The organism is Promicromonospora kroppenstedtii (genome assembly GCF_044389675.1).
In the GTDB taxonomy this organism is placed as follows: Bacteria; Actinomycetota; Actinomycetes; order Actinomycetales; family Cellulomonadaceae; genus Promicromonospora; species Promicromonospora kroppenstedtii.
In genome coordinates this window covers 49785-72871 of sequence record NZ_JBIRYI010000009.1, presented here as the reverse complement: position 1 = coordinate 72871, position 23087 = coordinate 49785, and the positions used below count along the sequence as shown (strand labels likewise).

Genomic DNA, 23087 nt, shown 5'->3' with positions numbered 1-23087 from the left:
CCCCGGAAGGCCACCTGGCAGGTGGCCCCGGGGGCCTTCGCGGTTCGACGCCCGACGGACGGGCGCCGGAAGGTCACGCCGTCGGCGTGAGCACGAATCCCGGACCCTCGGCGCGCGGGTCCGCGTCCAGGGTCAGCGTCTCCAGAGCAGGTGCTGCCTGCGCCTCGACGAACACGTTGGTGGAACCCGAGGCGTCGACGACCTGGTCGTCGGGCTGCGGGGCCGGAACCAGCGCGAGCTCGAAGTTCCCCGGCTGGTCGGCCGCCTGCGCGATACGCAGACCACCCTCGACCGGCACTCCGGCCTGCTGAGCGAGGTCCTGGACGGCGGTACGAGCGTTGTCAGTCACGGTGAGCACGATGAGCTCCTCACATTGGTTCTCGTGGTCCCGTCCACCGAACCAAGCCCTCCCGCTCACCGCAAGCGTGAGACGCATTTAACCCGATATCTCCCACTGGCTGGGACAGCGGATGACAGGCGCCGCCACAGGCCCTAGGGTGCCCCGCGCGGAGGGCCGCACCAGCATCCGGGAGCTGACCGGTAGGCTTTCGTCTCGCGCCGCCCGCATGCCGGGCACGCGGGCCTCTAGCTCAACTGGCAGAGCAGCGGACTTTTAATCCGCGGGTTCCGGGTTCGATCCCCGGGGGGCCCACCGTCTCCTCATGCCTTCTTTTTGTCCTGGCAGGACACCCCGGCCCGGTCGTACGTTGGGCCGCGATGAACCTCGGACGCGCCCACCTGATCGATCCCCGGCTCCTGCCCCTCGTCGAGCCGACCAGCGAGTTCTACGCGAACCGCCCGGCCGGACGGGGCCCGGCGAACGTGGAAGAGCTCCTCGCCGTCCGGGCGCGGCTCAGCGGCCCCACCCCGGCGGATCCGCCGGCGGCCGAGGAGATCGCGAGCGCCGGTGGGCGCAGCGTCCCCGTGCGGATCCACGAGCCGGTCGGCGCGCCGAGCTCCGGTGTCGTCCTCCAGCTCCACGGCGGCGGGTTCTACATGGGCACGGCGGCCGGCGACGACGTCCGCAACCGGAGGCTCGCCGACGCGCTCGGTGTCACCGTGGTCGGCGTCGACTACCGCCTGGCCCCGGAGCACCCGTGGCCCGCGGCCCCGGACGACTGCGAGACCGCCGCGCTCTGGATCGCCGAGCACCTGGCGGAGCGCTTTCGGACCAGCAGGTTCGCGATCGGCGGGTTCTCCGCCGGCTCCACGCTCGCGGTGACCACGCTCCTGCGCCTCCGGGACCGGGGAGTGACCGCCGTCGACGCGGCCGTGCTCCAGTTCGGGACCTACGACCTCAGCGCGCGGACCCCGGCCGGTCGCCTCATCGCCGACGAGTTCTTCATCGCGGCGTACGCCGGCGATGCCCCGGACCGCACTGTCCCGGACCTCTCGCCGGTCTACGCCGACCTGGCCGGCCTGCCGCCGGTCCTCATGATCGTCGGTGAGGCGGACATCCTGCTGGCGGACAACCTCGCCATGGCAGCGCGCCTCTCGGCGGCCGGCGTCGACGTCGACCTCCGCCTCTACCCGGACGCCCCGCATGCGTTCACGGGGCACCCGACCCCCATGGCACAGGCCGCGCTCGACGACATCGACTCCTGGCTCGAGGGGTTCCTCGGTCCGCGCTAGGCAGCCAGGCCCGTCGCCCTGAGCGGCCTCGCGCGGCAGTTTTTTCCCGCATTCTGCCTCCGCCACGCGAAAAAGGTCGCCCGCGCACCTCCACAGAAGACTCTTACGCCGCACATAGTCTGGCCTGTACCGTAGTCGCCCACCCGAACGCCGAGGGGCCCACATGGCACAGCTAGACCGTCGCACATTTCTGGCAGGCGCCGCCGTGGTCGCATTCGACCCGGCCGACTCCCGGTGGCTGAGCAGCCTCCCGGAGAACTCCACCGCGATTCAGCTCCCCCATCTCGACGGCGAGCTCGTCACCGACGAGGACGCCCTCACCGAGGCGGCCACCGACTACGGGCACCTGGTTCACGACCGCCCCCGCGCGGTCCTGCGCCCCGGATCGGTCGCCGACGTCGTGACCCTCGTGCGGTTCGCCAACGAGCACGGGATCGTCGTTGCCGTGCGCGGTCAGGGCCACTCGACGTTCGGCCAGGCGCAGGCCGAGTCCGGCGTCGTGATCGACTCGCGCACCCTCGCCACCGTCCACGAGATCACGCCCGGCCACGCCGTCGTGGACGCGGGCGTCCAGTGGCTCGACCTGGTACGTATAACGCTCAAGGACGGCATCGCACCCCCGGTGAGCACGGACTATCTGGGCCTCTCCGTGGGAGGGACGCTCTGCGTCGGCGGCATCGGCGGCGCCTCCCAGCACCACGGGATGCTCGTCGACAACACGCTCGAGCTCCAGGTGGTCACGGGCGACGGCCGGCTGGTCACCTGCTCCGCGGACCACGAGCCCGAGCTGTTCGAGGCCGTGCTCGGCGGGCTGGGCCAGTTCGCGATCATCGTGCGCGCGACGGTTCGGCTGGTGCCCGCGCCCACCATGGCGCGGGTCTACACGCTGACCTACCCCCGCGTGACCGACCTGACCGCGGCCCAGCGGACCGCGCTGGCCGACGGCCGCTTCGACTACCTGGAGGGCCAGCTCGTCCCGACGGACGACGACGACTTCGCCTTCGTCCTGGAGGGTGGCTCCTGGTACACGGCCCAGCCGCCCGACGACGAGGCGGTGCTGGCCGGCATCGAGCCCACCGGCGTCGACGTCGTGGACGTGCCGTACTTCGAATGGCTGAACCGGATCTACGAGACGGTGGAGCAGATCGAGGCGCTCCGCCTGCCCGGGCCGTGGCTCAACGCCTTCCTCCCGGACGCCGCCACCGACGAGATCGTCACGGAGCTCCTCACCACGCTCACTCCGGCCGACGCCGGCGGCGTCGCCCTGCTCTACCCGGCGCGGAGCTCCCTCATCACCCGGCCCCAGGTGCGGGTCCCGGCCGGCGAGGTGTTCTTCCTGCTCGCGCTGCTGCGCGCGGTGAGCCCGCCCGACGACGCCGAGGCCGAGCGTCTGATCGCCGACAACGACGCGCTCTACGCCCGGGTGCTCGCCGCCGGGGGCACGCAGTATCCGGTCAACGCCCTGCGCCTGACGCCTGCCGGCTGGCGCACCCACTACGGGGACCGCTGGCCGGCGGTGCTGCGCGCCAAGGGCCGCTTCGACCCGCGCGGCGTCCTGACGCCGGGGCAGGGCATCTTCGAGCCGCTCAGCAGAGCGCCTGGTACTCCTTGAGCCCCTCGACCGTCGAGGCGACGTCGAGCTCGATCTGCTCCTGGGTGCCGTCGTCGAGGGACTTCTGCAGCTGCAGGAACGGGACCCGTACCTTCTGCACCGGGCCCTGGAACTCCTCGGGCACACGGGACTCCAGGCGTCCGAGCTCCACCGCGATCGCGTGCATCTGATCAGCCGCGGCGGCGTCCAGCCCGTCGCTCGCCCCGACGAGCGCGGTGCCGATGCGCTCCTCGAGCGTCTTGTCACCCTTGACGTACATGGCGGCGCACGCCTCGTTCGCGTCGAGGGGCGCGTCCCGGTCGTCCGCGGTCGCGGTCGCGCCGCCCGACGGCGTCCCGCCCGTCCCGCCGTCGGCCGCCGGGTCCTCGCCGCCGGCAGAGCAGCCGGAAAGGACTACGAGGAGGAGCGCCGCGGCGGCGAGCGCCCCGCGGGCGCGGGTCGCGCGCGGTGCAGGTCGAACCATGGCGCACATGTAACCACCTGCCCCTGAGAATCTGCATCCGGCGGGTTTCGCACGGGTGGCCGACACGGCGCCCCCGGGGCCGGGTGGTGAACGGTCCTGGAACTCTCCTCGAATTCGCACCGAGGCGCCGGGGAGGCCCCCGTGAGCGGCTAACGTGGCGAGCAGAGCCGCAGATCCGGAGGTCAGCATGGCCGCTCGTCCCGCAGTCGTCGCCCACCGTGGGTACTCCGCGGTGGCACCGCAGAACACTCTCGCCGCCATCGAGGCCGCCTGCCACGCGGGCGTGGACTACGTCGAGATCGACCTTCAGCCCACCGCCGACGGCGTCGGCGCCGTGATCCACGACGAGACCGTCGACGCCACCACCGACGGGACCGGCAAGGTCTCCGCCCTCACCGCGCAGGAGGTGCTCGGGCTCGACGCCGGGGCGCACTTCTCGCCGGCCTTCTCGGGACAGCACGTCCCCACGCTCGACGAGGTGCTCGCCGTGCTGGCCCGGCACCCCGGGACGGACCTGCTGCTGGAGCTGAAAGGCGCATGGGACGCCGAGCAGGTCGAGCGGGTGGTGGCGACCGTCGACGCCGCCGGCTTCGACGACCGGGTCCTGGTCCAGAGCTTCTGGCCGGGCACGGTGGCCACGGTGCGCGACGTCGCACCCCACCTGCCGGGCGGCCTGCTCGTGTCGTTCGACCCGCCCGGGCTGCTGCGCCTCTGCGAGCGCCTCGGCGTGGTCGCCTGCAACCCGTCGGTGGCCACGATCGCGGGCAGCCCCCGCATGGTGTCCCGGCTGCACGCCGCAGGCCTGCGGGTCATGTCGTGGACGGCGAACGACCCGGCGGCGTGGACCACGCTGGTGACCGCCGACTCCGGCGTCGGCGTGGACGGCATCATCACCGACCGGCCCGAGCGCCTGACGGGGTGGCTCGCGGGCCGCGTCGGTCAGGCCGCGGCCCTGCCCGTGCCCGGCAGGGGCGGCATCCGCCTGCGCGGACGGCGACCTGCCCCGGCCCGACGACTGGTCGTGGGCCGGGCGTAGCCCGTCAGGAGCGGTGCAACCAGCCGTGCAGGCGGCGGGTCACCCAGGGCAGCACCCAGTAGGCCATGATCGGCGTGAGGATCAGGGTCGAGACCAACACCTTGAGCGCCAGGGGTACGTCGCCCCAGCCCGGCACCAGGTAGGTGAACAGGGCGGTGAACAACAGGTTCACCGGGAAGAACCCGAGCCAGATGCTGATGGCCTGCTTCCAGCGAGGCGGCACGACGACGGCGGCGACGTCGGCCGGCTCGTCCACCCGCGTCGGGTCCTCGAACCAGCCCTCGATGCCCGTGCGCTGCTGGTAGCGCAGCTCCTCGACGAGGCCGGTGCCCTGCGCGAGCCAGTCCCGCCGCTCGGCCGACTGCTCCCAGGCGGCGAGCCGCTCGGCGTCGGCGAACCGGTAGAGCATGTGCCAGTCGCGGGATCCCTCGGCGGCGCGGATCCAGCCCGAGCCGAGGAACCCGTCCCAGCGGTTGGCGAGGTTGACGCCAGACTGCACCCAGCGGGTGACCTCGGGGACGTGCTCGGGGTGGACGATGCGATGGATGGACACGGTCACGGGTTGTCCGGCGGGGGTGGGCACGGATCCGTTCGCGGCCTGATCGTGATGGGCCATGCCCGAAGTCTGATACATGGCCTCGGACCCATCAATGTGAGCGCGCGCACCCCAGGTTGTCCCGCCTTCACGGCTCGGCCACCGTCCCTGCGCGGTATTTGTGACCCATACCTCCGGTCGGGGGGTTACGCAACTCGTGGACGGTCGTTCAACATTAAAACGTTGCCGCGAAGAACTCCCCCCTGGGCCTTCGAGCCGGGTTCTTCGCGGCAACTGCCATGACCCGTGCCCTGACACGCGCCGTGGCCAGACAGCAGCCGGAGCATCCTTCACCGTCCCCCAGAGGGGATCTCCCCTCACGGTGTCGCCGTGCCCCGCCGCAGAACGGAAGCCCGCGTGCCCCAGACGCCGAACCCCGTCGCGCACACCGCGTGCCTTGCCCCTGCCCCCGAGCCCATGGAGCGCCCTTGAGGCACGGAGACCACGCCCTCGTCCCCCGCCGCACGCGGCGCCCGGGCGCACAGGGTGCCCACGCCGCCGTCCCGGCCGCGGGGCACACCGCACGATCCAGCCGGATGGTGCGCCGCTCGTCCTTCGCGGTCGCGGCGGCACTCACCACGGTGGCCCTGACCACCACGGCCGCAGTCAGCTTCACCGGTAACGACGGCGACGCCGTGGCGTCGGCCGCCGAGAAGGTCGCCCAGCCGACCACCCAGCCCGTCGCCATCACCAGCGCGGTCGTCACCGACCCGGAGGTGCGGTCGGCCTCAGAGAAGGCGGACGCCGTCCTGACGGACGCCGACTACGTCACCCAGGAGGGCGACCTCAACTCCAAGGAGCGCCGGAAGCTCCGGGCCGCGACCCGGGAGCTCAGGGGCATGGTGAGCCAGGCCCGCGACGCCGCCGTCACTCCGACGGCACTGCGGCAGAACACGGCAGCCTCCCGGAGCACCGAGCGAGTGTCGCTCGCCGACCGTGCGGCCGACGCCTCGGCCTCGGCCGGGAGCGCCACCACCGATGACGCCGCCCGCGACCCCGCGGCGGACGCCACCGATCCGACGAACCTGGCCGTCACGGCCGCGGGCGTCACCCCGCTCGGCGGGCAGCAGACCGAGAGCCTGCCCATCCTCGCCACCCCGCTCGCCGACTCGGTCGTGAGCACCGCGGCGGCGCAGGAGTCGGAGCAGGCGGAGAAGTCCGCCGACGCCGAGGCCGCCGCGGAGAACGCCGCGGCAACGCCGTCGGCCGACCGGATCGAGAAGGTGACGACGTCGCTCCAGCGGCTCATCACCGAGACTGACGGCGACGCCGTCGTGTCGGTCAAGCCGGGCCCCACGCCCGAGGAGATCGCCGCCGCGAAGAAGGCCGCCGAGGAACGGCGTGAGGCCCGCGCCGAGCGCCGGGCCGAGCGCAAGGCTGAAGAGGCTCGGGAGAAGGCTGCGGCGCGTGCCAAGCAGATGGCCAAGGCCGCGAAGAACTACGGCAACGGTCGTATCCCGTCGAGCGTGCTCTGCGGGGTCAGCTTCGCCAAGGGCGAGCAGCTGCGGTGCGACGCCGCAGTGGCGCTCGAGGATCTCAACCAGGCGTTCCGCGGCAAGTTCGGCCGGAACCTGAAGCTGACCGACGGCTACCGGTCCTACACGGAGCAGGTGGCGGTCGCCGCCTCCCGCGGCGCCCTGGCCGCGGTGCCCGGCACGTCGAACCACGGCCTGGGCCAGGCCGTGGACCTGTCCGGCGGCATCCAGTCGTTCGGCAGCGCCGAGTTCCGCTGGATGCAGGCCAACGCCGGCAAGTTCGGCTGGAAGCACCCGGGCTGGGCACAGGCCGGCGGCAGCAAGCCTGAGGCCTGGCACTGGGAGTACGGCACGAAGTACTGAGCCGCACGCCCGTGCCCGGCCTGTCCGGGCGGCCCGACCACGAGCCCCGGGTCACGAAGCCTCGCTTCGTGACCCGGGGCTCGTCGGTCTCCTGGACGTTCGGTCCCAGGACGTTCGGTCCCGGGACGTTCGGTCCCGGGCGTTCAGTCCCAGCCGAGCTCGTGCAGCCGCGCGTCGTCGATCCCGAAGTGATGGGCGATCTCGTGCACGACGGTGACGGCCACCTCCTCCACGACGTCCTCGCGCGTCTCGCAGATCGCGAGGGTGGGGTTCCGGAAGATCGTGATGCGGTCGGGCAGAGCACCCGCGGCCCACATGTGGTCGCGCTCCGTCAGCGGTACCCCCTCGTAGAGGCCCAGCAGCTCGGGATCGTCCGCGGGCGCGTCGTCCTCGACGAGCACCACCACGTTGTCCATCTGCGCCGCGAGGTCGGGCGGGACGAGGTCCAGCCCCTCGCTGACGGCCGTCTCGAAGTCCTCCCGCGTCATCTCCACCACGCACCCATCATCCCCGACCGGCGACTCGTCCAGGTCTCGGCCTCGACGTGCGGGAAGGGGGTCGAGCGCCTGTAGACTTGCCCGGTCTTGGCCCCCATCGTCTAGCGGCCTAGGACCCCGCCCTTTCACGGCGGTAGCACGGGTTCGAATCCCGTTGGGGGTACGAAAGGGCTCGCTCGAGCCAGGTTTCGACCGCTGTGAGGCAGGTCATCCCAGCGAGGTCCGGATCTGATTTCAGGTTCTGGCCCAGGGTGGGTTAGGGTACTCACGGTTCGAAACGAGCCCCCCGGTCGCGGGTAGCGACCATGGCCCTGTAGCGCAGTTGGTTAGCGCGCCGCCCTGTCACGGCGGAGGTCGCGGGTTCAAGTCCCGTCAGGGTCGCGCGAGAGGCGCCCGGATTGTCGGTCTCGACTATCCGGGCGTTCGCGCTAGGGCTCTGTAGCTCAGTTGGTAGAGCGTTCGACTGAAAATCGAAAGGTCACCGGATCGACGCCGGTCGGAGCCACAGCGAAAAACCCCCGGAACCATTACGGTCCGGGGGTTCTTCATTTGCACCGACCCCTCGGCCGGCGTGAGCGGTTGGCCCAGCAGTGAGCGAACAGCGCCATTGGGATCCCGACCAGATCAGAACGGGTGAGATCGCCGAGCGAGCCTGTCGCAGACGAAGCGGCGTCACTACGCTCGCCGGGTGAGCCAGCCGACCTCGCCCCCGATGCCTGTGTTCGCTCCTGATGCCGTCCTGAGCTTCACGGTCCAGGGCAGCATGATGACGTCGAACCTGATCGCGCCCACGCTCACCATCGATGGCCATCTCGCACCGGTGCCGGTCACGGGCACTCGGCAGATCCCGATCATGTCCGGACGCCATCACCTCCGGGCGCACTCCCAATGGCTGCGCAGATACGGGCATGCCAGCCTGGAGATCGACGTCGTACCGGGCCAGACCCTCGAGGTCTTCTATGCGCCGCCGTACCACCAGTTCAGCGACGACGGTTCGATGGGGCTGAGCCCGCAGCCACGGGAGGGGCGGGCCTTCTTCATCATTGCCGCCTGGGTAGTGCCCGGCCTGGTCGTCCTCGGAGTACTCGGCGTGGTCTTCGCCGGGCTGGTCGCGATCCTGAGGGGGATGGCTGGAGGGTGACCGGCGCCGAACCCGCACCGTGCCAGGCGAACCGGTCGGCATGCCAGTCCTGGTAGCTTCCCGCTCATGGCTTCTCACTCCCTCGACATCCCCGGCACGACCGGGCACGTCGAGCTCGTCCCCGACATGTGGTGGGGGCGCAGCTACCTGACCGTCGACGGCAGCAAGGCGCCGAGCGCCGGCAAGCGGTCCTTCACCCTGCAGGGCACGGACGGCGTCCCCGTGATCGCGACACTCGGACGCACCACCATGTTCGCTTCGGTGCCGCCGGTCGAGGTGAACGGAGAGACCTATGCCGCGGTCGAACCTCCCCCCGTCTTCGTCCGCATCATCGCCATGTTGCCGATCTTCCTCGGTCCGTTCGGAGGGCTGGTGGGTGCGCTGGTCGCAGTGCTCGCGATCATCGCCAACCTCAGGATCGCCGGGAGCCGCCTCTCGACGGGTGCGAAGAGCGGCGTGATGCTCGCCGTGACTGCCGCCGCCTACGCGATCTGGTTCGTGGGCGTGGGCGTCATCACCGCGAGCCTCTGACCACTCCGAGCTCGGGGCCGGCGGACTTCTTCGGAAGGGCCGCCTGTCGGCCTTTCGGGCGGGGGTCGCGTGCGCGTTTCCAGCTTCAGCCAGGTCCGACCGGAACCTTCTTCGGCGAGGCCACTTCCGATGCCGCTGCCCAGCCGTCGCGAACTCCACGCCCAGTCGCCTCCGAGGTAATTCCTTCCACCAATTTCTCATTGCCGCGTGATCCTCTTCATGTCTTTTCCTGGAAGCCACGCCGCGCCAGGAATTGCCCCATGAGCTCTTGGCCTGTTGAGTTGTCTTCAGCGGCGCAGGCCGAAACCGGCAGCACGGGAGGGCAGATGATCGACGACGTGAAGTTCGACGACCAGACAGGACCGGCAGGAATCCCTCCCGCAAGCGCTCCAGGACCCGACAGGCCCGCCTCCCTGGGCAAGCTGGTCGAGCAGGTCTCCGAGCTGGCCTCCCGGCTCGTCCGGGCCGAGATCGCGCTCGCCAAGGCCGAGCTGGCCGAGAAGGCCAAGAAGTCCGGCATCGGCGTCGGGCTGCTCGTCGTGGCGCTCCTAATCTTCGCCTACGCCGTCGGCGTGCTGCTCCTGGCGGCTGTATACGGCCTGGGGACGGTCTGGCCCCTCTGGTTGTCGGCACTCGCCATCGGCGGCTTCATGGTGCTCGTGGTGGCCGTCCTGGCGCTCGTCGGCGCCCAGCTCCTGAAGAAGGCCACCACCCCGCCCGAGAGCGTGCAGCGGGTCAAGGACGACATCACGTCGATCAAGGAAGGGATGCAGCGATGAGCACCGAGACACCGCAGCCCAGCAGCAGCGAGCTCGAGGCAGAGGTGCTCCGCACCCGCGCGGACCTCGCCGCCACCATCGACGAGCTGACGACCCGGCTCAGCCCGGGTTACCAGGCATCACGCATCGCCAAGGAGGCCAAGCAGGCCGCGAGCGACGCCGGAGCGATGGCCACCGGCTCGTTCGGGCACAAAAACGGCCCGGCGCCAGATCCGCGCCGGGCCCGCAACGCCAAGGTTGTGATCGGTGCCGCCATCGGGCTCGTGGCCATCGGCACCGCTGTGGTCGTAACCGCTGTGCTCAGGCGCGCGCGGGGCTGAGCTGGGGGGCAGCACCCGGCGCGCCTTCGTCCTACCTGCCGACCAATCCGTCAACGACGCCCGACTAGTTGTCGGTGTCGCCCGAGCTGTCCGCTGCCGCACCGAGCAGCGCCCGAACCTCGGACTCCTTGTAGCGGCGGTGACCGCCAAGTGTCCGGATCGACGAGAGCTTTCCCGCTTTTGCCCAACGCGTTACTGTCTTGGGGTCAACACGGAACAAGCTCGCTACCTCGGCAGGCGTGAGCAGGACCTCGGATTCTCCGTGGATGGACATCCCCGCACCTCCTCCGGAACGGTGCCGGCCTGGCCGTACCAGGCGGTTGACGACACCCGCTCTTGCACCATTGTTAGCAGCAAACGGGATTTAGGCGACTTGGGGACGGGGTTTATTCCCTCACTTTCTCCGCCACTCGCCACGCGCGCCCGTTTCGGGCGAGTCTCGGACACGTGCGACACACGGACACCACCTTTTGGTCCACACCTCTGCACAGCCTGGCGATCGCCGCGACGCCGTGCCCGGCCGCCGATCGCACACCCGCCAGGAGTCGGCAAAGGACGGAATCGGCAGCCGGCGGACTCGGGGCGGCTGGTCCGCACCAGGGCGCCCCGGACGCCGTCCGGCCAGGGCGCCAACCTGCGCGACATCAAGTAAAAGTCAAGACATGGTCAGACACTCGGCACAAACGGGTCGCCCGGTCGAGCCGGACGACTGGAATGTCACAGCGACGGATGGGACGAATCACGTCCACGGACTGGAAGAAACGCTGTACCAGCATGTAACGTTGGAACCTGGACAGACGAAACGCTACGGGGCCGCACGTCCATGCACGGTGCCGCCCCGCTCCTACGTTGAGGGGGGTCGGAGCCATGGGCCGCGGCCGTCAGAAGGCTAAGCAGACCAAGGTTGCTCGCGAGCTGAAGTACTACAGCCCGGACACCAATTATCACGCCCTCGAGCAGGAGCTCAGCGGAGCCTCCCATACAGATGTTGCGACGCAGTCGCGATGGGAATCCTCGGAGGACGAGGAGTACGACAACAGGTACTCCGACTGGGCAGAGCAGGACGACAACAAGCGCTGAGGGTGCCGGCGCCTTCGCGCCGGCCCCGCGTCCGCTCCTCGGTCAGGCCCAGCCACCCCTTCAGGGGCGGTAGTCGTTCACCAGCCTGACCGCGCCGCCGGACACGCCCTTTGTCCCCGCGACCAGGTCCTCCTGCGCCGTCGAGGTGTCCAGGGTCTCCACGCTGCCCAGCGTCCATGCCGGCACTCCGAGTGCGGACAGTCGCGCCAGCGCGGCTTCAGCACCCTCTGCGCCGACCACGGCAACCATGCCGACACCCAGGTTCAGCGTGTTCTCCAGGTCGCGCCGCGGCACGCCGCCGAGGCTCCGCACCAGCTGGAACACGGCCGGCACGTCCCAGGACGCACGGTCGACCGTGGCCACGAGGCCCGCGGGGAGCACGCGCGCCAGGTTGGCGGCGAGGCCACCACCCGTGACATGGGTGAAGGCATGGACCTGCGCCGCCTCGTCCGCGGCCAGCGCCAGGCAGTCCGAGGCATACACGCGCGTGGGCTCCAGCAGCTCCTCGCCGAGGGCCCGCCCGAGCTCGTCCACGTGCCGGTCCAGCGCCCAGCCCGCCTGCTTGATCACGGCGCGCACCAGGGAGTACCCGTTGGAGTGCAGGCCGCTGGAGGCCATCGCGATCAGTACGTCGCCGTGCTGCACCCGGTCCGGGCCCAGCACCTTGTCGGCCTCCACGATGCCCGTGGCGGCGCCGGCGACGTCGTACTCGTCCGGGTCGAGGAGGCCCGGGTGCTCGGCCGTCTCACCGCCCACCAGGGCGGTGTCCGCCACCTCGCAGGCCTGCGCGATGCCGCGCACGATGTCCGCGATGCGCTCCGGGACCACCTTGCCCGTGGCGATGTAGTCGGTCATGAAGAGGGGCTTGGCGCCCATCACCACGATGTCGTCCACGACCATGCCCACCAGGTCGAACCCGATGGTGTCGTGCTTGTCCATGGCCTGCGCGATCGCGACCTTGGTGCCGACGCCGTCGGTCGACGTGGCGAGCAGCGGGGCGCGGTATCCCTTGAACGCCGACAGGTCGTAGAGGCCGGCGAAGCCACCGAAGCCGCCGAGCACGGCAGGGCCCTGTGTACGCCGCACGGCGTCCTTCATGAGCTCGACGGCCTTGTCGCCCGCCTCGGTGTCCACGCCTGCGGCGGCGTACGTCAGGCCTTCGGAAGTCACTGGTGCTCCTGCGTCGTTCGGGTGGTGTACGTGGGGATCACGGGTGGTCGAGCGCGGTCGAGCCGCCGGCGCTCACGGTGAGCTTCGTGAGGCCGTCCTCGGGCTGGCCGAGCGGCAGCTCCGCCTGCTCCAGCAGGTGCTTGCCCAGCTGGTCGTCCGGTGGCAGCTCGATCGGGTACTTGCCCGTGAAGCACGCGGCGCACAGCTGCGAGCTGGGCTGCTCGGTCGCGGCGATCATGCCCTCGGTGCTGATGTAGCCCAGGCTGTCGGCGCCGAGCGACTGGCCGATCTCCTCGACCCCCAGGCCGTTCGCGATGAGCTCGGCCCGCGACGCGAAGTCGATGCCGTAGAAGCAGGGCCACTTGACCGGCGGCGACGAGATGCGCACGTGCACCTCGGCCGCGCCCGCCTCCCGCAGCATGCGGATCAACGCGCGCTGGGTGTTGCCGCGCACGATCGAGTCGTCCACGACCACCAGGCGCTTGCCCTTGATGACCTCGCGCAGCGGGTTGAGCTTCAGACGGATGCCGAGCTGCCGCAGCGTGTCGGACGGCTGGATGAACGTGCGGCCCACGTAGGCGTTCTTGGTCAGGCCCTGGCCGAACGGGATGCCCGACTCGGCGGCGTAGCCGACGGCGGCCGGGGTGCCCGACTCCGGCGTCGGGATCACGAGGTCGGCCTCGACGGGGTGCTCGCGCGCCAGGGTGCGGCCCATCTCGACGCGCGCGGCGTGCACCGAGCGCCCGTTGATCGTGTTGTCGGGCCGGGCCAGGTACACGTACTCGAAGACGCAGCCGGCCCGCTCCGGCTCGGCGAACCGCACCGAGCGCATGCCGTCGGCGTCGATGCAGATGAGCTCGCCGGGCTCGACGTCGCGCACGTAGGAGGCGCCGACGATGTCGAGGGCCGGCGTCTCGCTGGCGACGACCCAGCCGCGGTCGAGGCGGCCGAGCACGAGCGGGCGCACGCCCTGCGGGTCCCGGGCCGCGTACAGCGTGTTCTCGTCCATGAACACCAGGGAGAACGCGCCACGGAGGCGCGGCAGCACCTCGAGGGCCGTGGCCTCGAGCGTGTGGTCGGCGTCGCCCGCGAAGAGCGCGGTGATCAGGGCCGTGTCCGTGGTGTTGCCGCGGGCGAGCTCGCCCCGGCGCTGCGCGCCGTAGCGCTCCGCGACGAGGTTGACGAGCTCGGCCGAGTTGGTCAGGTTGCCGTTGTGGCCGAGGGCCACCGTGCCGGACGCCGTGGCGCCGAGCGTCGGCTGGGCGTTCTCCCAGGTGACCCCACCGGTGGTGGAGTACCGGCAGTGCCCGACGGCGATGTGTCCGGTCAGGGCGTTCAGGGCGGTCTCGTCGAAGACCTGGGAGACGAGTCCCATGTCCTTGTAGACGAGGATCTGCTCACCGTTGCTGGTGGCGATGCCCGCGGACTCCTGTCCGCGGTGCTGCAGGGCGTACAGACCGAAGTACGCGAGCTTGGCGACCTCCTCGCCGGGTGCCCAGACCCCGAAGACGCCACATGCGTCCTGGGGGCCCTTCTCGCCGGGCATGAGGTCGTGGTTGAGTCGGCCATCTCCGCGCAGAGGCATGGTCCGAGTATCCCACGCGGCCGGAACGAAGTTGCCAGCCGGTTCTGTGACCTCTGTGTCAGCGCCCGCGCAGGCTCCGGCGGTCCGCGATCACCGCGAACAGGCCGGCCAGGAGCGTGGTCACCGTCGTGACGAAGGCGGTGAGCACCGTGACGTAGACGCCGGGCTTCATCAGCGCCGTGCCCGAGGGCGTGCTGACCAGGTAGAACGACAGTGCGAGGCCGAGGATGATCCCGACCAGCGCACCGGTCAGGAAGAACGCCTTGTAGCGCGGGGCACGGCGCACGGTCGCCGGGTCGACGACGTCACGCACCTCCACGTCGTCGGAGGACTCGCGCGATGCCTGGGTTTCACTCACCCGACCAGGGTACGCGCCGCCCGGCGCCGAGATGGCACGGCAGAAGGAGAACCGCAGCGCACCCGTCCACGGGTGCGCTGCGGTTCTCCTTCGCCGCGGTGCTGTCTCGGCGGACGGGTCAGCCGATCAGCTTCCAGGGGCCGTGCTTCTTGAAGCCCGGGATCTGGAGGATCGTCGGCCGGGTCGCCTCGTAGACCTTGCCCTTGTAGGACACCTGGTCACCCCACCAGTAGAGCTTCCACGGCACCCACGCCGGAGCCTGCGGCTCCTCGGGGGTGGTCGCCTCGACGGTGATCGGCAGCCGCGCGGTGGTGCCCGACGGCGTCGCCGTCACCACGAGCTGGTAGGCGCCGGCCGCGGTACCGGCCGGGATCGTGACGGAGGCCGACGTCGCGCCGTTCGTCACCGGGCTGGTGCCGAGCGAGACGCCGTCCGCGGGCTCGCCGCCGGACGGGACCAGGAAGGTCTCCACCGACGCGTTCTGCGGGGCGCCCAGCGAGGTCAGGTCGAGACCCGACAGGCTGACGTCCGTCGAGGCGCCCGCCTCGACCGTGCCGGGCAGGGCCGCGGCGACCGTGCGGGTGCGGGCGAAGCTCGGCGTGACCGGGGACGAGTCCTTCAGGTACGTGATCCAGGCGTCGCGGTCCACCAGGCCCGAGTCGCGGCCGTCCGTACCCTCGGTGAAGGCCCGGAAGTTGTCCCCGCCCGAGATCAGGAACGAGAACGTCGCGATGCGGTACTCCGCGGCAGGGTCGACCGGCCGGCCGTCGATCGTGATCGACGAGACGTTGTCGCCCGGCGTCGCGTTCGGGTCGGCCGTGGTCACGGTGTAGGACACGTTGTCCGACAGGCCCAGCGCCAGGTACGGGCGCGAGGGCCGGTTGCCGTTGGCGTCCGTCTGCCACTGCTCCTCGAGCAGCGTGTCGAGCTGTGCCCCGGTGAGCGTGATCGTCCACAGGTTGTTGACGAACGGCAGCACCGCGTTGGCCTCTGCGTAGGTGATGATCCCGTCCTCGCCGAAGTACAGCTCGTTGCGCAGGCCGCCCGGGTTGACGATGCCGATGTCGGCGCCGCCCCGCTCGTCCGCGGCGAGCGAGTCGCGCAGCGAGTTGGCCACGAGGTTGCCGAGCGCCGACTCCGACGCGCGGTCGTCCCGGTTGCCGCCGGCGTAGACGCCGTCGGTGTAGGAGCCGCCCGAGAACGCGGTGGTGACGTCGGCCGTGACCTCGCCGATCGGCTGGGCGCCGATCTCCTCGGCCTTGGCCAGCGCGGCGTCCACGATCGAGTCGACCTCGGCGACCGCCGGGTAGGTCTCGATGAGCTCGGCCGCGGGGGTCGCCGTGCGCGCGACGTTCTCGACCTTGTAGTCGGTCACGTCGAAGGACTCGGTGTCGACCGTGAGCGAGACGTGGCCCAGGAACTCGCCGTAGTTGCCGGTCTGGATGATCGGGCGGGTCTCGCCCTCGGCACCCGGCACCGGCGCGTCCCACGCGTACTGCTTGTGCGTGTGGCCGGTGAAGATGGCCGCGACGCGCGGGTCGGTCTGCTGCACCAGGTCGGCGAACGGACCGCCGGCGGCGATCTCCTCCTCCAGGGTGGCGCCGTCGGGCGTGCCCGCGCTCGCGCCGTCGTGCGCGAGGGCGACCACCACGTCCGCCTCGCCGTTGGCGGCGTCGCCGTCCAGCAGCTCGTCGGTGACGCGGTTGAGCGCCTCGACCGGGTCGCCGAACTCGAGGCCCTCGATGCCCGAGGGCGTGACCAGCGTGGGGGTCTCCTCGGTGACCACGCCGACGAAGCCGACGTCGACGCCGTTCACCGGGACCACCTGGTACTCCGGCAGGGCGGGCTCGCCCGTGGCCTCGTCGTAGACGTTGGCCCCGAGGTAGTCCCAGTCGGCGGCGTCGGCGACGCGGCCGGTGAGGTCGGACATGCCCTGGTCGAACTCGTGGTTGCCCACGGCCGAGGTCTTCAGACCGAGCGCGTTCAGCACGTCGATCGTGGGCTGGTCCTGCTGCAGCGCGGACGCGAACAGCGAGGCGCCGATGTTGTCGCCCGCCGAGACGAACGCCGTGCCCTCGGGGTTCTGCGCCCGGAGCTCCTCCACGGTGCCCGCGAAGTTCACCGTGTTGCTGTCGATGCGGCCGTGGAAGTCGTTGATGGCCACGAGGTCCAGGTCCACCGAGCCGGGCTCGGTGGTGGTCCCACCCAGGTCCAGGCCCACCAGGACGGGGTCGTGGTCGGACGACCGGAACGGCGTCTCGTCGTACAGGATCGTCGCGTTGTAGTTGTAGCGGCTGTACTCGTTCGCCACCGGCTCGTACGCGTTGATGTTCCAGATGTCCGTGCCGGACACGGCCTCGGCGGCCGCCGGGGAGGCGAGCACGTGGTCGAGCGAGCCGACCATGCCGTCGAAGTTGTAGGTGTACTCCCCGGTGGTGGGACCGAGATCGGTGTAACCGGCGTCGGTGAGGACCTGGATCGGGTCCTCCTGCTCGTAGGCGTTGAAGTCGCCGACCAGCAGCACCTTGTCGGTGCCGGCCGCGGTGGCCTGCTCCTCGGCGAAGGCCGCGAGCGAGGTCGCCTGGCGCGTGCGGGACTCGTTCGAGGCGCCCTGGCCGTCGCCCTGGTCCGCGTCGCCCGGCCATGGGCCGGCCGAACCCTTCGACTTGAAGTGGTTGGCGATCACGACGACGTCGTCACCGGCACCGGCGGCACCGCCCGCGGGCTGGAACGTCTGGGCCAGCGGCTGGCGCGCGTTGCCGAACGCCTCGTCACCCACCAGGATCGTCGAGTCGCCGACCGGCTCCGCGGTGGCGGTCCGGTAGATGAAGGCGTTGCGGATGACGTCCTCGGCGTCGGGCACCTCGGCCGGGGAGGCCGCGTAGGCCCACGTGCCGGCGCCCTCGGCCGCGTTCAGGGCGTCGACCAGGTCGGACAGCGCCTGGTCACGCTCGCCACCGAGCGAGGCCGTGTTCTCGATCTCCAGCAGGGCGACCACGTCGGCGTCCAGCGCCGAGATCGCCGCGACGATCTTGGTCTGCTGGCGCTGCAGGTCCTCCTCCTCGGCCGCGCCGCGGGCGTCGCAGCCGCCCGAGACGGTGACGGGGTCACCGGCGCGGTCCGTGTAGTAGGTGCAGCCCGTGAGCTCGTCGCCCGTGGTGGTGAAGTAGTTCAGCACGTTGAACGTGGCGACCTTCAGGTCGCCGCCCACCTCGGCGGGCGCGTCCTCGCGCGTGTTCTCGAACGTGGCCGGCTGCACGGCGTCGGCGACGTCCGGCGTCAGGTGCGACGTCGGCTGGAAGCCCCACGCGTCGAACCGGTAGTCCAGGACGACGGGCCGCGTGAACGTGACGTCCGCGCCCACCCGCAGCGGCGCGCCACCGGTCAGATAGGGCAGCGGCTTCGACTTGTTCGCGGTCGAGTTGTAGTTCGTGGACGAGCCGTCGTCGAGCAGCACGGCGCGCGCCGCGTTGTCCGCGACTTGCGCGTCGTACTCGGCCGACCCGGGCCGCCCTGCCGTGGTGGGCTGCACCAGCGGGCTGTCGCCCGCCGCCAGGCCGACGGTGCCGTAGTAGTTGGTGTCGTAGTTGTCCGTCACCGTGAACTCGCCCTCGGGGGCGAGCAGCATGCCTTCGAGCGCCTCGCGGCCGGCCTCGTCAGCGGGCCAGGCGGTGACGGTCGGCTCGACGGTCGCGGGCTCGTCCAGGACGGTCCAGCCGCCCGCGGACGGCGTGAGCTCCGTGAGGCCGTTGAACTCCGAGACTGTGCCGGTGACCTCCACGTGGTCACCGGCCGAGAGGTCGGCGGCGGCCGCGGCGGAGAACACGAAGACGGCGTCCGACGCGCCCGGCGTCGGGTCCTCGCCGCCGCCGGTGCCGGCGGTCTGCAGGTAGAGGCCGTTGAAGCCGCCCGTCGGGTAGACAGCGGTGACGACGCCCTGCGTCGTGACCGTGTCGCCGTCGAGCGGGCTGGTGTCACCGGTGCCCTGGATCTCGGCGATCGGGACGACCTCGCCGGGCTCGGTCGGCTCCGACGGCTCGGGCTCGGGCTCTGAGCCCTCGCCGTTGGTGGGGGTCACCTCGGTGCTGAACACGAAGTCCGCCGAGTTGTCGCCCGCGTCACCGGTGCGCTCCAGCGAGCCGACCACTCCGGTGCCCTGACCGGCCGGACCCTGGGCGGTCTCGAACGTGTCGGCGGTGCCGTAACCGAGCAGGTCGACGACGCCCGCGGCGCCGTCGGCCGGCACGGCGCCCTTGGCGGGCGTGACGGCGGTGGCCTGCGACGCGAGCGCGATCACGCCCGCCGCACCGCTCGGGTTGAGGTTGCCGACGGCGTCGGGCGTGGGGAGCGCCTCGCCGTTGGCCGCGTTCGACCCGCCCTGGACCAGGTAGTGGCCGCCGGCGGCGATGGTGCCGCTCAGGGCGGTGATCCCCGAGAACGACGCACCCGTCGCGGACTTGTACTGGACCGACCAGCCGTCGACGCTGACAGGCTCGTCCGTCGGGTTGTAGAGCTCCACGAACTTGTTGCGGTACGGCTGGCCGGAGCTGCCGCCGACAAGGTATGCCTCGCTGATGACGACGTGCCCGGAGTCCGGGCCGTCCTCGGCGGCCGCGGGAGCGGCGACTGCCGCCGTCGCGGGCACGGTGAGCGCCGCGGACAGGGCCACTGCGACCGCGGTCGTTCCACGGGGTCGGGGGTGCTGACTCGGGGACCGGAGCGTGCTGGGTCTCACGCTGACTCCTTCTGCAATAGCCGACCGAGGCCGGGCTGGAGTGCACTGCTGCTGGACGTCTTGCTCGGCGGCATCGCCGCGGCCGGGCGCGCATCAGTTGCGCAGGCGGTCCGGCACGAGCGGCACCAACCAATCACTGCCTCGTGAACCGGCGGTTACGGACGGACACCCGCCGGGAAAACTGCGGTCCCGGCGCCGGGTGAAGCCGCCCGCGGCCGAGCCACGAGATCGACGCCGAGGCTAGCGGGTGCCACCGACGTCCACGGTCCGGTACACGCCGACGGCGCAGGGTTCACCCGCCGGCGGCCGGAGGCTCCGGCTCGGCGCCCGACGCGGACGCCGCCCGGCGTCCGGCGGTCAGCGGCAGCAGGTGCGAGATGTCGGAACGGTCGCCCGAAGCGCGCACCCGCCCGTCCGTGACGACGTCCGCCCAGTTCAGGGTGCCCGTGGCCAGGCCGAGCCAGGTCTCCGGGTCGGTCTCGACGACGTTCGGCGGGGTGCCCCGCGTGTGCCGCGGCCCGGCCACGGCCTGCACCGCGCCCGCAGGCGGCACGCGCACCTCCACGGAATTACCGGGCGCGATCTCGGCCAGCTCCTCCAGCGTGAACCGCACGGCCGTCGTCACGTCCTTGCGTTCCGCCTCGCCCCGGGCCCAGACGCCGACGGCGGCGCGCCCGGCCAGCGGGTCGGTCCGGCGCCGCGGGGGCACTACCGCACCGCCAGGAGGTCGCCGAGCCGCGACCGGCCGGACCGCACGAGGCTCGTGAGGACGGTGCCGGGCGCGACCCGCTCCCCGTCGGGCGGCGTACAGGCGGTCAGCCGGGCGGCACCGAGCACGACGGTGCCCCCCGCGCGCAACGTGGTACCGGGAACAGCACTGGTCATGGAGTCAGTATCGCGGACCGGCGCCTCAGTACCGGTAACCGTCGGGCACCCGGCCCTCGACCGCGAGCAGGTCCGCGGCCACGACCATCGGTAGCTCCTGCGAGGACACCGACGGGTACCGGGCGACCTGCACGACGTGCGGCTGCGCACCCGTCCGTACCGCGGGGACCGGCTGCGACAGCGGCCGGCCGGCGGGCGCGTGGCGCGGCCAGGGCTCGGACAGCGGCATCTCGTCCCGGACCTGGGGACGCACCGGACGGCTCATGGGTGGGTACTCCGCGCGACGCGTGCGGCGGGGGACGTCGGCGGACGCGCGCCGTGGGCCGTCGGGCTGCACGCCGGGCTGCACGCCGTGCGAGGGGTCCGTCGGCATCGGCCGAGCCGCGGGCGGCTGCGGCTCCTGCGGCGCGGGTTCCGGACGCGGGCGCGGGTCGGGCCGCGGGGTGGGCCGCGGCCGGGGAACCGGGCTGGGCCGCGGACTCGGACTGGGTTCCGGGCTCTGGCCGGGCCCCGGGCCACGGCCGGGCTCCGGGACCAGCTCCGGGCCGAGCCGCCAGTTCTCGGGTCCTGGCGCCTGCTGCCACGTGTCCGGGCCCGGTTCCGCGCCCTGCCACGACTCGCGGGTCGCCACCGGTTCGGGCCAGCGTTCCTGCTGCTCGCGCGGCCGGAGCTGGGCGGCGGGCAGGAACTGCGGCTCGTAGCTGCGCTCGGCCTCGGACTCGAGCAGGACCTCCGAACGGAAGCGCGCCTCGGATCGCAGCAGCGCGTCGTGGTCGAGGTCCGCGCGCGGACCCGGCTCGGCCGCGCGCGACGCCACCTGTGCCGCGCGCCGGGTGGGCAGGGGCGCGGACCCGCCCGGCGGGAACGCCGGGGCTGGCATCGCCGGGGCAGGCGTCGGCTCGGCGTAGAAGGGTGCCGGAGCGGTGTACGACGGCGCCGGGCCGTCCGGGATCATGCCGCCGACCGCTCCGCCCACAGCTCTGTCCACAGGCTTGTCCACAGGCCTCTCGGTCAGCTCGTCCGCAGCGCCGGCGGCTCGCCGTGCGGCCCGCCTGCCGGACCGGCTGGGGGCGTCGACCGCCCCGGCCGCGCGGCGGCCGCGGGCAGGTTCACCGGCCGCACCGGCCGCGCCGAAGGCACCGCCCGAGGTCGCAGGCCCTGAACCCGCGCCACGCGATCCCGCACCGCCCGACCCCGCCGTCCCGCTCGTACCAGGGGTTCGGTTCGCGCCGGCACCGCCGGCCGCTCCGGCACCACCGGATCCGCTCCCCGCATCCCGCGACCGGCGCGCCGCGCCGTCCGGGAGCCCCGCGAACGGACCGCCGAGCGTGAACGTGACGCGCCGCGCGGCGACGTCGGCCTCGGCGAGCTGGACCCGCACCTCGTCCCCGATCGGGAGCGCCTTGCCGACCACCCGTGCCCGGACGGCCGGGTCGCGCAGCACCACCTCGCCGCGCTGCAGTTCCTTGTCCGGCTGGTCGACGTCGACCACCACGGCGTCGAACTCCTCGCCCAGGCGGTCGGCGAGGAGCGACGCCTCGACGATGTTCACGCACTCGCGCTCGAAGGAGGAGGACCGGCGGCCGGTCTCGGCCATGACGTCGGGCAGCCCGGGGAGGGCCTCCAGCACCCACTCGGGCACGGGTCGTCCGGCGGAGACGGCCAGGCAGACCTCGGCCGCGTACCGGTCCACCAGGCGGCGCAGCGGTGCGGTGACGTGCGCGTAGTCGGCGGCGATCGCGGCGTGCCGCGTGTTCTCCGGCGGCGGTACCGCGGCGCCGTCGGGCCCCCGCATGCCGAACGCGACGTACCCGGCGCCGCGGAAGAGCGTGGTCGCCTCGTTGAGGAAGGCCGCGTGCTCGGGGATGCGCGAGACGAGCGTCGGGACGAGCTTGGCGTAGGGCATGCTGTCCGGCCAGTCGATGCCGAGCGCGCGTGCCGTACGGTGCAGCCGCGCCAGGTCGCGGGGGTCGGCCTCGGGCAGGGTGCGCAGGATGCCCACGCCCGCCTCCCGCATGAGGTGAGCGGCTGCGATGCCCGTGAGCAGCGAGATCTGTGCGTTCCAGTCCTCGACCGGCAGGTTGCGCCGGAACGACAGCGTGTAGGTGCCGTCGTCGCGCCGCTCCACCTCCTGCTCGGGTACGGAGAGCGAGACCCCGCCGCGCGCCAGCTCCAGCGACTGGCGCAGACGGCCGACGTCGGCCAGGAGCTGCAGCGACTCGCTCGCGGTGCCCGCGTCCAGCGTCGACTGCACCTCGGCGTACGTGAGCCGCTCGCGGCTGCGCACGAAGGCCCGCTCCAGCGAGGCGCCCTTGATGATGCCGCGCGCGTCGAGGGTGACCGTCCACAGGACGGCCGGGCGGTCCTCCTCGGGCAGCAGGCTGGCCGCGCCCTCGGAGAGCACCTTCGGGTGCAGCGGGGTGCGGGCGTCGGGACCGTAGACGGTCATGCCGCGCCGGTGCGCCTCCGCGTCCAGGGCACCGCCCGGCGTCACGAACGCGCCGACGTCCGCGATGGCGTAGTGCACCACGTAGCCCTCGCCGGACTGTTCCACGTGCACTGCCTGGTCCAGGTCCTTGGAGCCGGGCGGGTCGATGGTGACGAACTCGATGTCGCGGCGGTCGGCGCGGCCCGTCGAGAAGTCGTTCTCGACCGCCGCGCGCGCCTCTTCGAGCACGTCCTGCGGGAACATCGCGGGCAGGCCGACCTCCGCGCGAAGAGCCGCGAGGGCACCACTCACGTCGTTGGTGGCGGCGGGCGCGAGGCGCATCTGACGGATCGGCACAACTGCGAACATAAGCCGGTTCCGCGCTCACCGCTCGGTGTCGCT

Annotated in this window: 21 protein-coding genes and 4 tRNA genes; 13 read left to right on the top strand and 12 right to left on the bottom strand. The window is 71.9% G+C overall.

The window, feature by feature from the left end:
• Window positions 1–73: 73 nt before the first annotated feature.
• Window positions 74–358, bottom strand: a complete 285-nt coding sequence (locus ACH47X_RS15555) for an iron-sulfur cluster biosynthesis family protein (protein WP_020015769.1) — start codon at window positions 356–358, stop codon at window positions 74–76.
• Between the two features lie 221 nt (window positions 359–579).
• Here ACH47X_RS15555 and ACH47X_RS15550 point away from each other — a divergent pair.
• From ACH47X_RS15550 to ACH47X_RS15540, 3 genes are all read left to right on the top strand, one after another.
• A tRNA-Lys gene (locus ACH47X_RS15550) sits at window positions 580–652 on the top strand.
• 65 nt (window positions 653–717) lie between these two features.
• On the top strand, window positions 718–1632 hold the full coding sequence (locus ACH47X_RS15545; RefSeq protein WP_397405498.1) for an alpha/beta hydrolase: 915 nt from the start codon (window positions 718–720) through the stop codon (window positions 1630–1632).
• 205 nt (window positions 1633–1837) lie between these two features.
• Window positions 1838–3244: an FAD-binding protein gene (locus ACH47X_RS15540; protein ID WP_397405497.1), complete on the top strand. Its 1407-nt coding sequence runs from the start codon at window positions 1838–1840 to the stop codon at window positions 3242–3244.
• Here the strand turns inward: ACH47X_RS15540 and ACH47X_RS15535 are convergent.
• Window positions 3219–3707: a hypothetical protein gene (locus ACH47X_RS15535; RefSeq protein WP_397405496.1), complete on the bottom strand. Its 489-nt coding sequence runs from the start codon at window positions 3705–3707 to the stop codon at window positions 3219–3221. The genes ACH47X_RS15540 and ACH47X_RS15535 overlap by 26 nt on opposite strands.
• Window positions 3708–3894: 187 nt before the next feature.
• Here ACH47X_RS15535 and ACH47X_RS15530 point away from each other — a divergent pair, with 187 nt between their 5' ends.
• On the top strand, window positions 3895–4743 hold the full coding sequence (locus ACH47X_RS15530) for a glycerophosphodiester phosphodiesterase (RefSeq protein ID WP_397405495.1): 849 nt from the start codon (window positions 3895–3897) through the stop codon (window positions 4741–4743).
• Window positions 4744–4747: 4 nt separating this feature from the next.
• Here ACH47X_RS15530 and ACH47X_RS15525 read toward each other — a convergent pair whose 3' ends face one another.
• Window positions 4748–5359, bottom strand: coding sequence for an antibiotic biosynthesis monooxygenase (locus tag ACH47X_RS15525; RefSeq protein WP_397405494.1), 612 nt, complete (start codon window positions 5357–5359; stop codon window positions 4748–4750).
• A gap of 407 nt (window positions 5360–5766) precedes the next feature.
• Here ACH47X_RS15525 and ACH47X_RS15520 point away from each other — a divergent pair, with 407 nt between their 5' ends.
• Entirely contained in the window at window positions 5767–7176 is a 1410-nt protein-coding gene (locus tag ACH47X_RS15520; protein WP_397405493.1) for a M15 family metallopeptidase, read from the top strand.
• Window positions 7177–7319: 143 nt separating this feature from the next.
• On the opposite strand, the gene ACH47X_RS15515 is transcribed toward ACH47X_RS15520, so the two are convergent.
• Complete coding sequence (locus tag ACH47X_RS15515; protein ID WP_084468234.1) at window positions 7320–7664, bottom strand: metallopeptidase family protein; 345 nt, start codon at window positions 7662–7664, stop codon at window positions 7320–7322.
• A gap of 99 nt (window positions 7665–7763) precedes the next feature.
• On the opposite strand from ACH47X_RS15515, the gene ACH47X_RS15510 reads away from it, so the two are divergent.
• The 7 genes from ACH47X_RS15510 to ACH47X_RS15480 all read left to right on the top strand — a co-directional run bounded on the left by ACH47X_RS15510 (window position 7764) and on the right by ACH47X_RS15480 (window position 10444).
• Window positions 7764–7836: transfer RNA gene (locus tag ACH47X_RS15510), tRNA-Glu, on the top strand.
• Window positions 7837–7980: 144 nt separating this feature from the next.
• Window positions 7981–8054: transfer RNA gene (locus ACH47X_RS15505), tRNA-Asp, on the top strand.
• 51 nt (window positions 8055–8105) lie between these two features.
• A tRNA-Phe gene (locus ACH47X_RS15500) sits at window positions 8106–8178 on the top strand.
• Window positions 8179–8361: 183 nt separating this feature from the next.
• The gene (locus ACH47X_RS15495) at window positions 8362–8814 is read left to right on the top strand and encodes a hypothetical protein (RefSeq protein ID WP_397405492.1); all 453 of its coding nucleotides are present in this window, start codon (window positions 8362–8364) and stop codon (window positions 8812–8814) included.
• Window positions 8815–8880: 66 nt separating this feature from the next.
• Window positions 8881–9345 carry a hypothetical protein gene (locus ACH47X_RS15490; RefSeq protein WP_397405491.1) on the top strand — a complete coding sequence of 155 codons (465 nt, stop codon included), beginning with the start codon at window positions 8881–8883 and terminating at the stop codon, window positions 9343–9345.
• A gap of 326 nt (window positions 9346–9671) precedes the next feature.
• Window positions 9672–10124: a phage holin family protein gene (locus tag ACH47X_RS15485; protein ID WP_397405490.1), complete on the top strand. Its 453-nt coding sequence runs from the start codon at window positions 9672–9674 to the stop codon at window positions 10122–10124.
• Entirely contained in the window at window positions 10121–10444 is a 324-nt protein-coding gene (locus tag ACH47X_RS15480; RefSeq protein ID WP_036962667.1) for a DUF3618 domain-containing protein, read from the top strand. Before ACH47X_RS15485 ends, ACH47X_RS15480 begins: the two co-directional genes overlap by 4 nt.
• 64 nt (window positions 10445–10508) lie before the next feature.
• Here the strand turns inward: ACH47X_RS15480 and ACH47X_RS15475 are convergent, their stop codons facing one another.
• Complete coding sequence (locus tag ACH47X_RS15475) at window positions 10509–10718, bottom strand: BldC family transcriptional regulator (protein ID WP_026365760.1); 210 nt, start codon at window positions 10716–10718, stop codon at window positions 10509–10511.
• A gap of 593 nt (window positions 10719–11311) precedes the next feature.
• Here ACH47X_RS15475 and ACH47X_RS15470 point away from each other — a divergent pair.
• Window positions 11312–11524, top strand: a complete 213-nt coding sequence (locus ACH47X_RS15470) for a DUF3073 domain-containing protein (RefSeq protein ID WP_020015758.1) — start codon at window positions 11312–11314, stop codon at window positions 11522–11524.
• Between the two features lie 60 nt (window positions 11525–11584).
• Here ACH47X_RS15470 and purM read toward each other — a convergent pair whose 3' ends face one another.
• The 7 genes from purM to ACH47X_RS15435 form a co-directional block, all read right to left on the bottom strand.
• Window positions 11585–12694 carry a phosphoribosylformylglycinamidine cyclo-ligase gene (purM, locus tag ACH47X_RS15465; RefSeq protein ID WP_397405489.1) on the bottom strand — a complete coding sequence of 370 codons (1110 nt, stop codon included), beginning with the start codon at window positions 12692–12694 and terminating at the stop codon, window positions 11585–11587.
• A 37-nt stretch (window positions 12695–12731) separates the two neighbouring features.
• Window positions 12732–14279 (bottom strand): amidophosphoribosyltransferase, encoded by a 1548-nt coding sequence (purF, locus tag ACH47X_RS15460; RefSeq protein ID WP_036962662.1) that lies wholly within the window; start codon window positions 14277–14279, stop codon window positions 12732–12734.
• Between the two features lie 58 nt (window positions 14280–14337).
• Complete coding sequence (locus ACH47X_RS15455; protein ID WP_142032275.1) at window positions 14338–14637, bottom strand: hypothetical protein; 300 nt, start codon at window positions 14635–14637, stop codon at window positions 14338–14340.
• A gap of 118 nt (window positions 14638–14755) precedes the next feature.
• Window positions 14756–19306: an ExeM/NucH family extracellular endonuclease gene (locus ACH47X_RS15450; RefSeq protein ID WP_397405488.1), complete on the bottom strand. Its 4551-nt coding sequence runs from the start codon at window positions 19304–19306 to the stop codon at window positions 14756–14758.
• A gap of 358 nt (window positions 19307–19664) precedes the next feature.
• The gene (locus ACH47X_RS15445; RefSeq protein WP_397405487.1) at window positions 19665–20081 is read right to left on the bottom strand and encodes a sterol carrier family protein; all 417 of its coding nucleotides are present in this window, start codon (window positions 20079–20081) and stop codon (window positions 19665–19667) included.
• On the bottom strand, window positions 20081–20257 hold the full coding sequence (locus ACH47X_RS15440) for a hypothetical protein (RefSeq protein ID WP_397405486.1): 177 nt from the start codon (window positions 20255–20257) through the stop codon (window positions 20081–20083). The genes ACH47X_RS15445 and ACH47X_RS15440 overlap by 1 nt, the downstream gene beginning before the upstream one ends.
• A 25-nt stretch (window positions 20258–20282) precedes the next feature.
• Window positions 20283–23042: an RNB domain-containing ribonuclease gene (locus tag ACH47X_RS15435; RefSeq protein WP_397405485.1), complete on the bottom strand. Its 2760-nt coding sequence runs from the start codon at window positions 23040–23042 to the stop codon at window positions 20283–20285.
• Between the last annotated feature and the right edge of the window lie 45 nt (window positions 23043–23087).

Excerpts from the sequence above, each read along its gene's own strand:
- purF (WP_036962662.1), bottom strand. The coding sequence starts at position 14,279 with ATGCCTCTGCGCGGAGATGGCCGACTCAACCACGACCTCATGCCCGGC.
- ACH47X_RS15440 (WP_397405486.1), bottom strand. The coding sequence starts at position 20,257 with ATGACCAGTGCTGTTCCCGGTACCACGTTGCGCGCGGGGGGCACCGTC.
- ACH47X_RS15475 (WP_026365760.1), bottom strand. The coding sequence starts at position 10,718 with ATGTCCATCCACGGAGAATCCGAGGTCCTGCTCACGCCTGCCGAGGTA.
- ACH47X_RS15535 (WP_397405496.1), bottom strand. The coding sequence starts at position 3,707 with ATGGTTCGACCTGCACCGCGCGCGACCCGCGCCCGCGGGGCGCTCGCC.
- ACH47X_RS15470 (WP_020015758.1), top strand. The coding sequence starts at position 11,312 with ATGGGCCGCGGCCGTCAGAAGGCTAAGCAGACCAAGGTTGCTCGCGAG.
- ACH47X_RS15490 (WP_397405491.1), top strand. The coding sequence starts at position 8,881 with ATGGCTTCTCACTCCCTCGACATCCCCGGCACGACCGGGCACGTCGAG.
- ACH47X_RS15515 (WP_084468234.1), bottom strand. The coding sequence starts at position 7,664 with ATGACGCGGGAGGACTTCGAGACGGCCGTCAGCGAGGGGCTGGACCTC.
- ACH47X_RS15485 (WP_397405490.1), top strand. The coding sequence starts at position 9,672 with ATGATCGACGACGTGAAGTTCGACGACCAGACAGGACCGGCAGGAATC.
- ACH47X_RS15545 (WP_397405498.1), top strand. The coding sequence starts at position 718 with ATGAACCTCGGACGCGCCCACCTGATCGATCCCCGGCTCCTGCCCCTC.
- ACH47X_RS15480 (WP_036962667.1), top strand. The coding sequence starts at position 10,121 with ATGAGCACCGAGACACCGCAGCCCAGCAGCAGCGAGCTCGAGGCAGAG.
- ACH47X_RS15525 (WP_397405494.1), bottom strand. The coding sequence starts at position 5,359 with ATGGCCCATCACGATCAGGCCGCGAACGGATCCGTGCCCACCCCCGCC.
- ACH47X_RS15530 (WP_397405495.1), top strand. The coding sequence starts at position 3,895 with ATGGCCGCTCGTCCCGCAGTCGTCGCCCACCGTGGGTACTCCGCGGTG.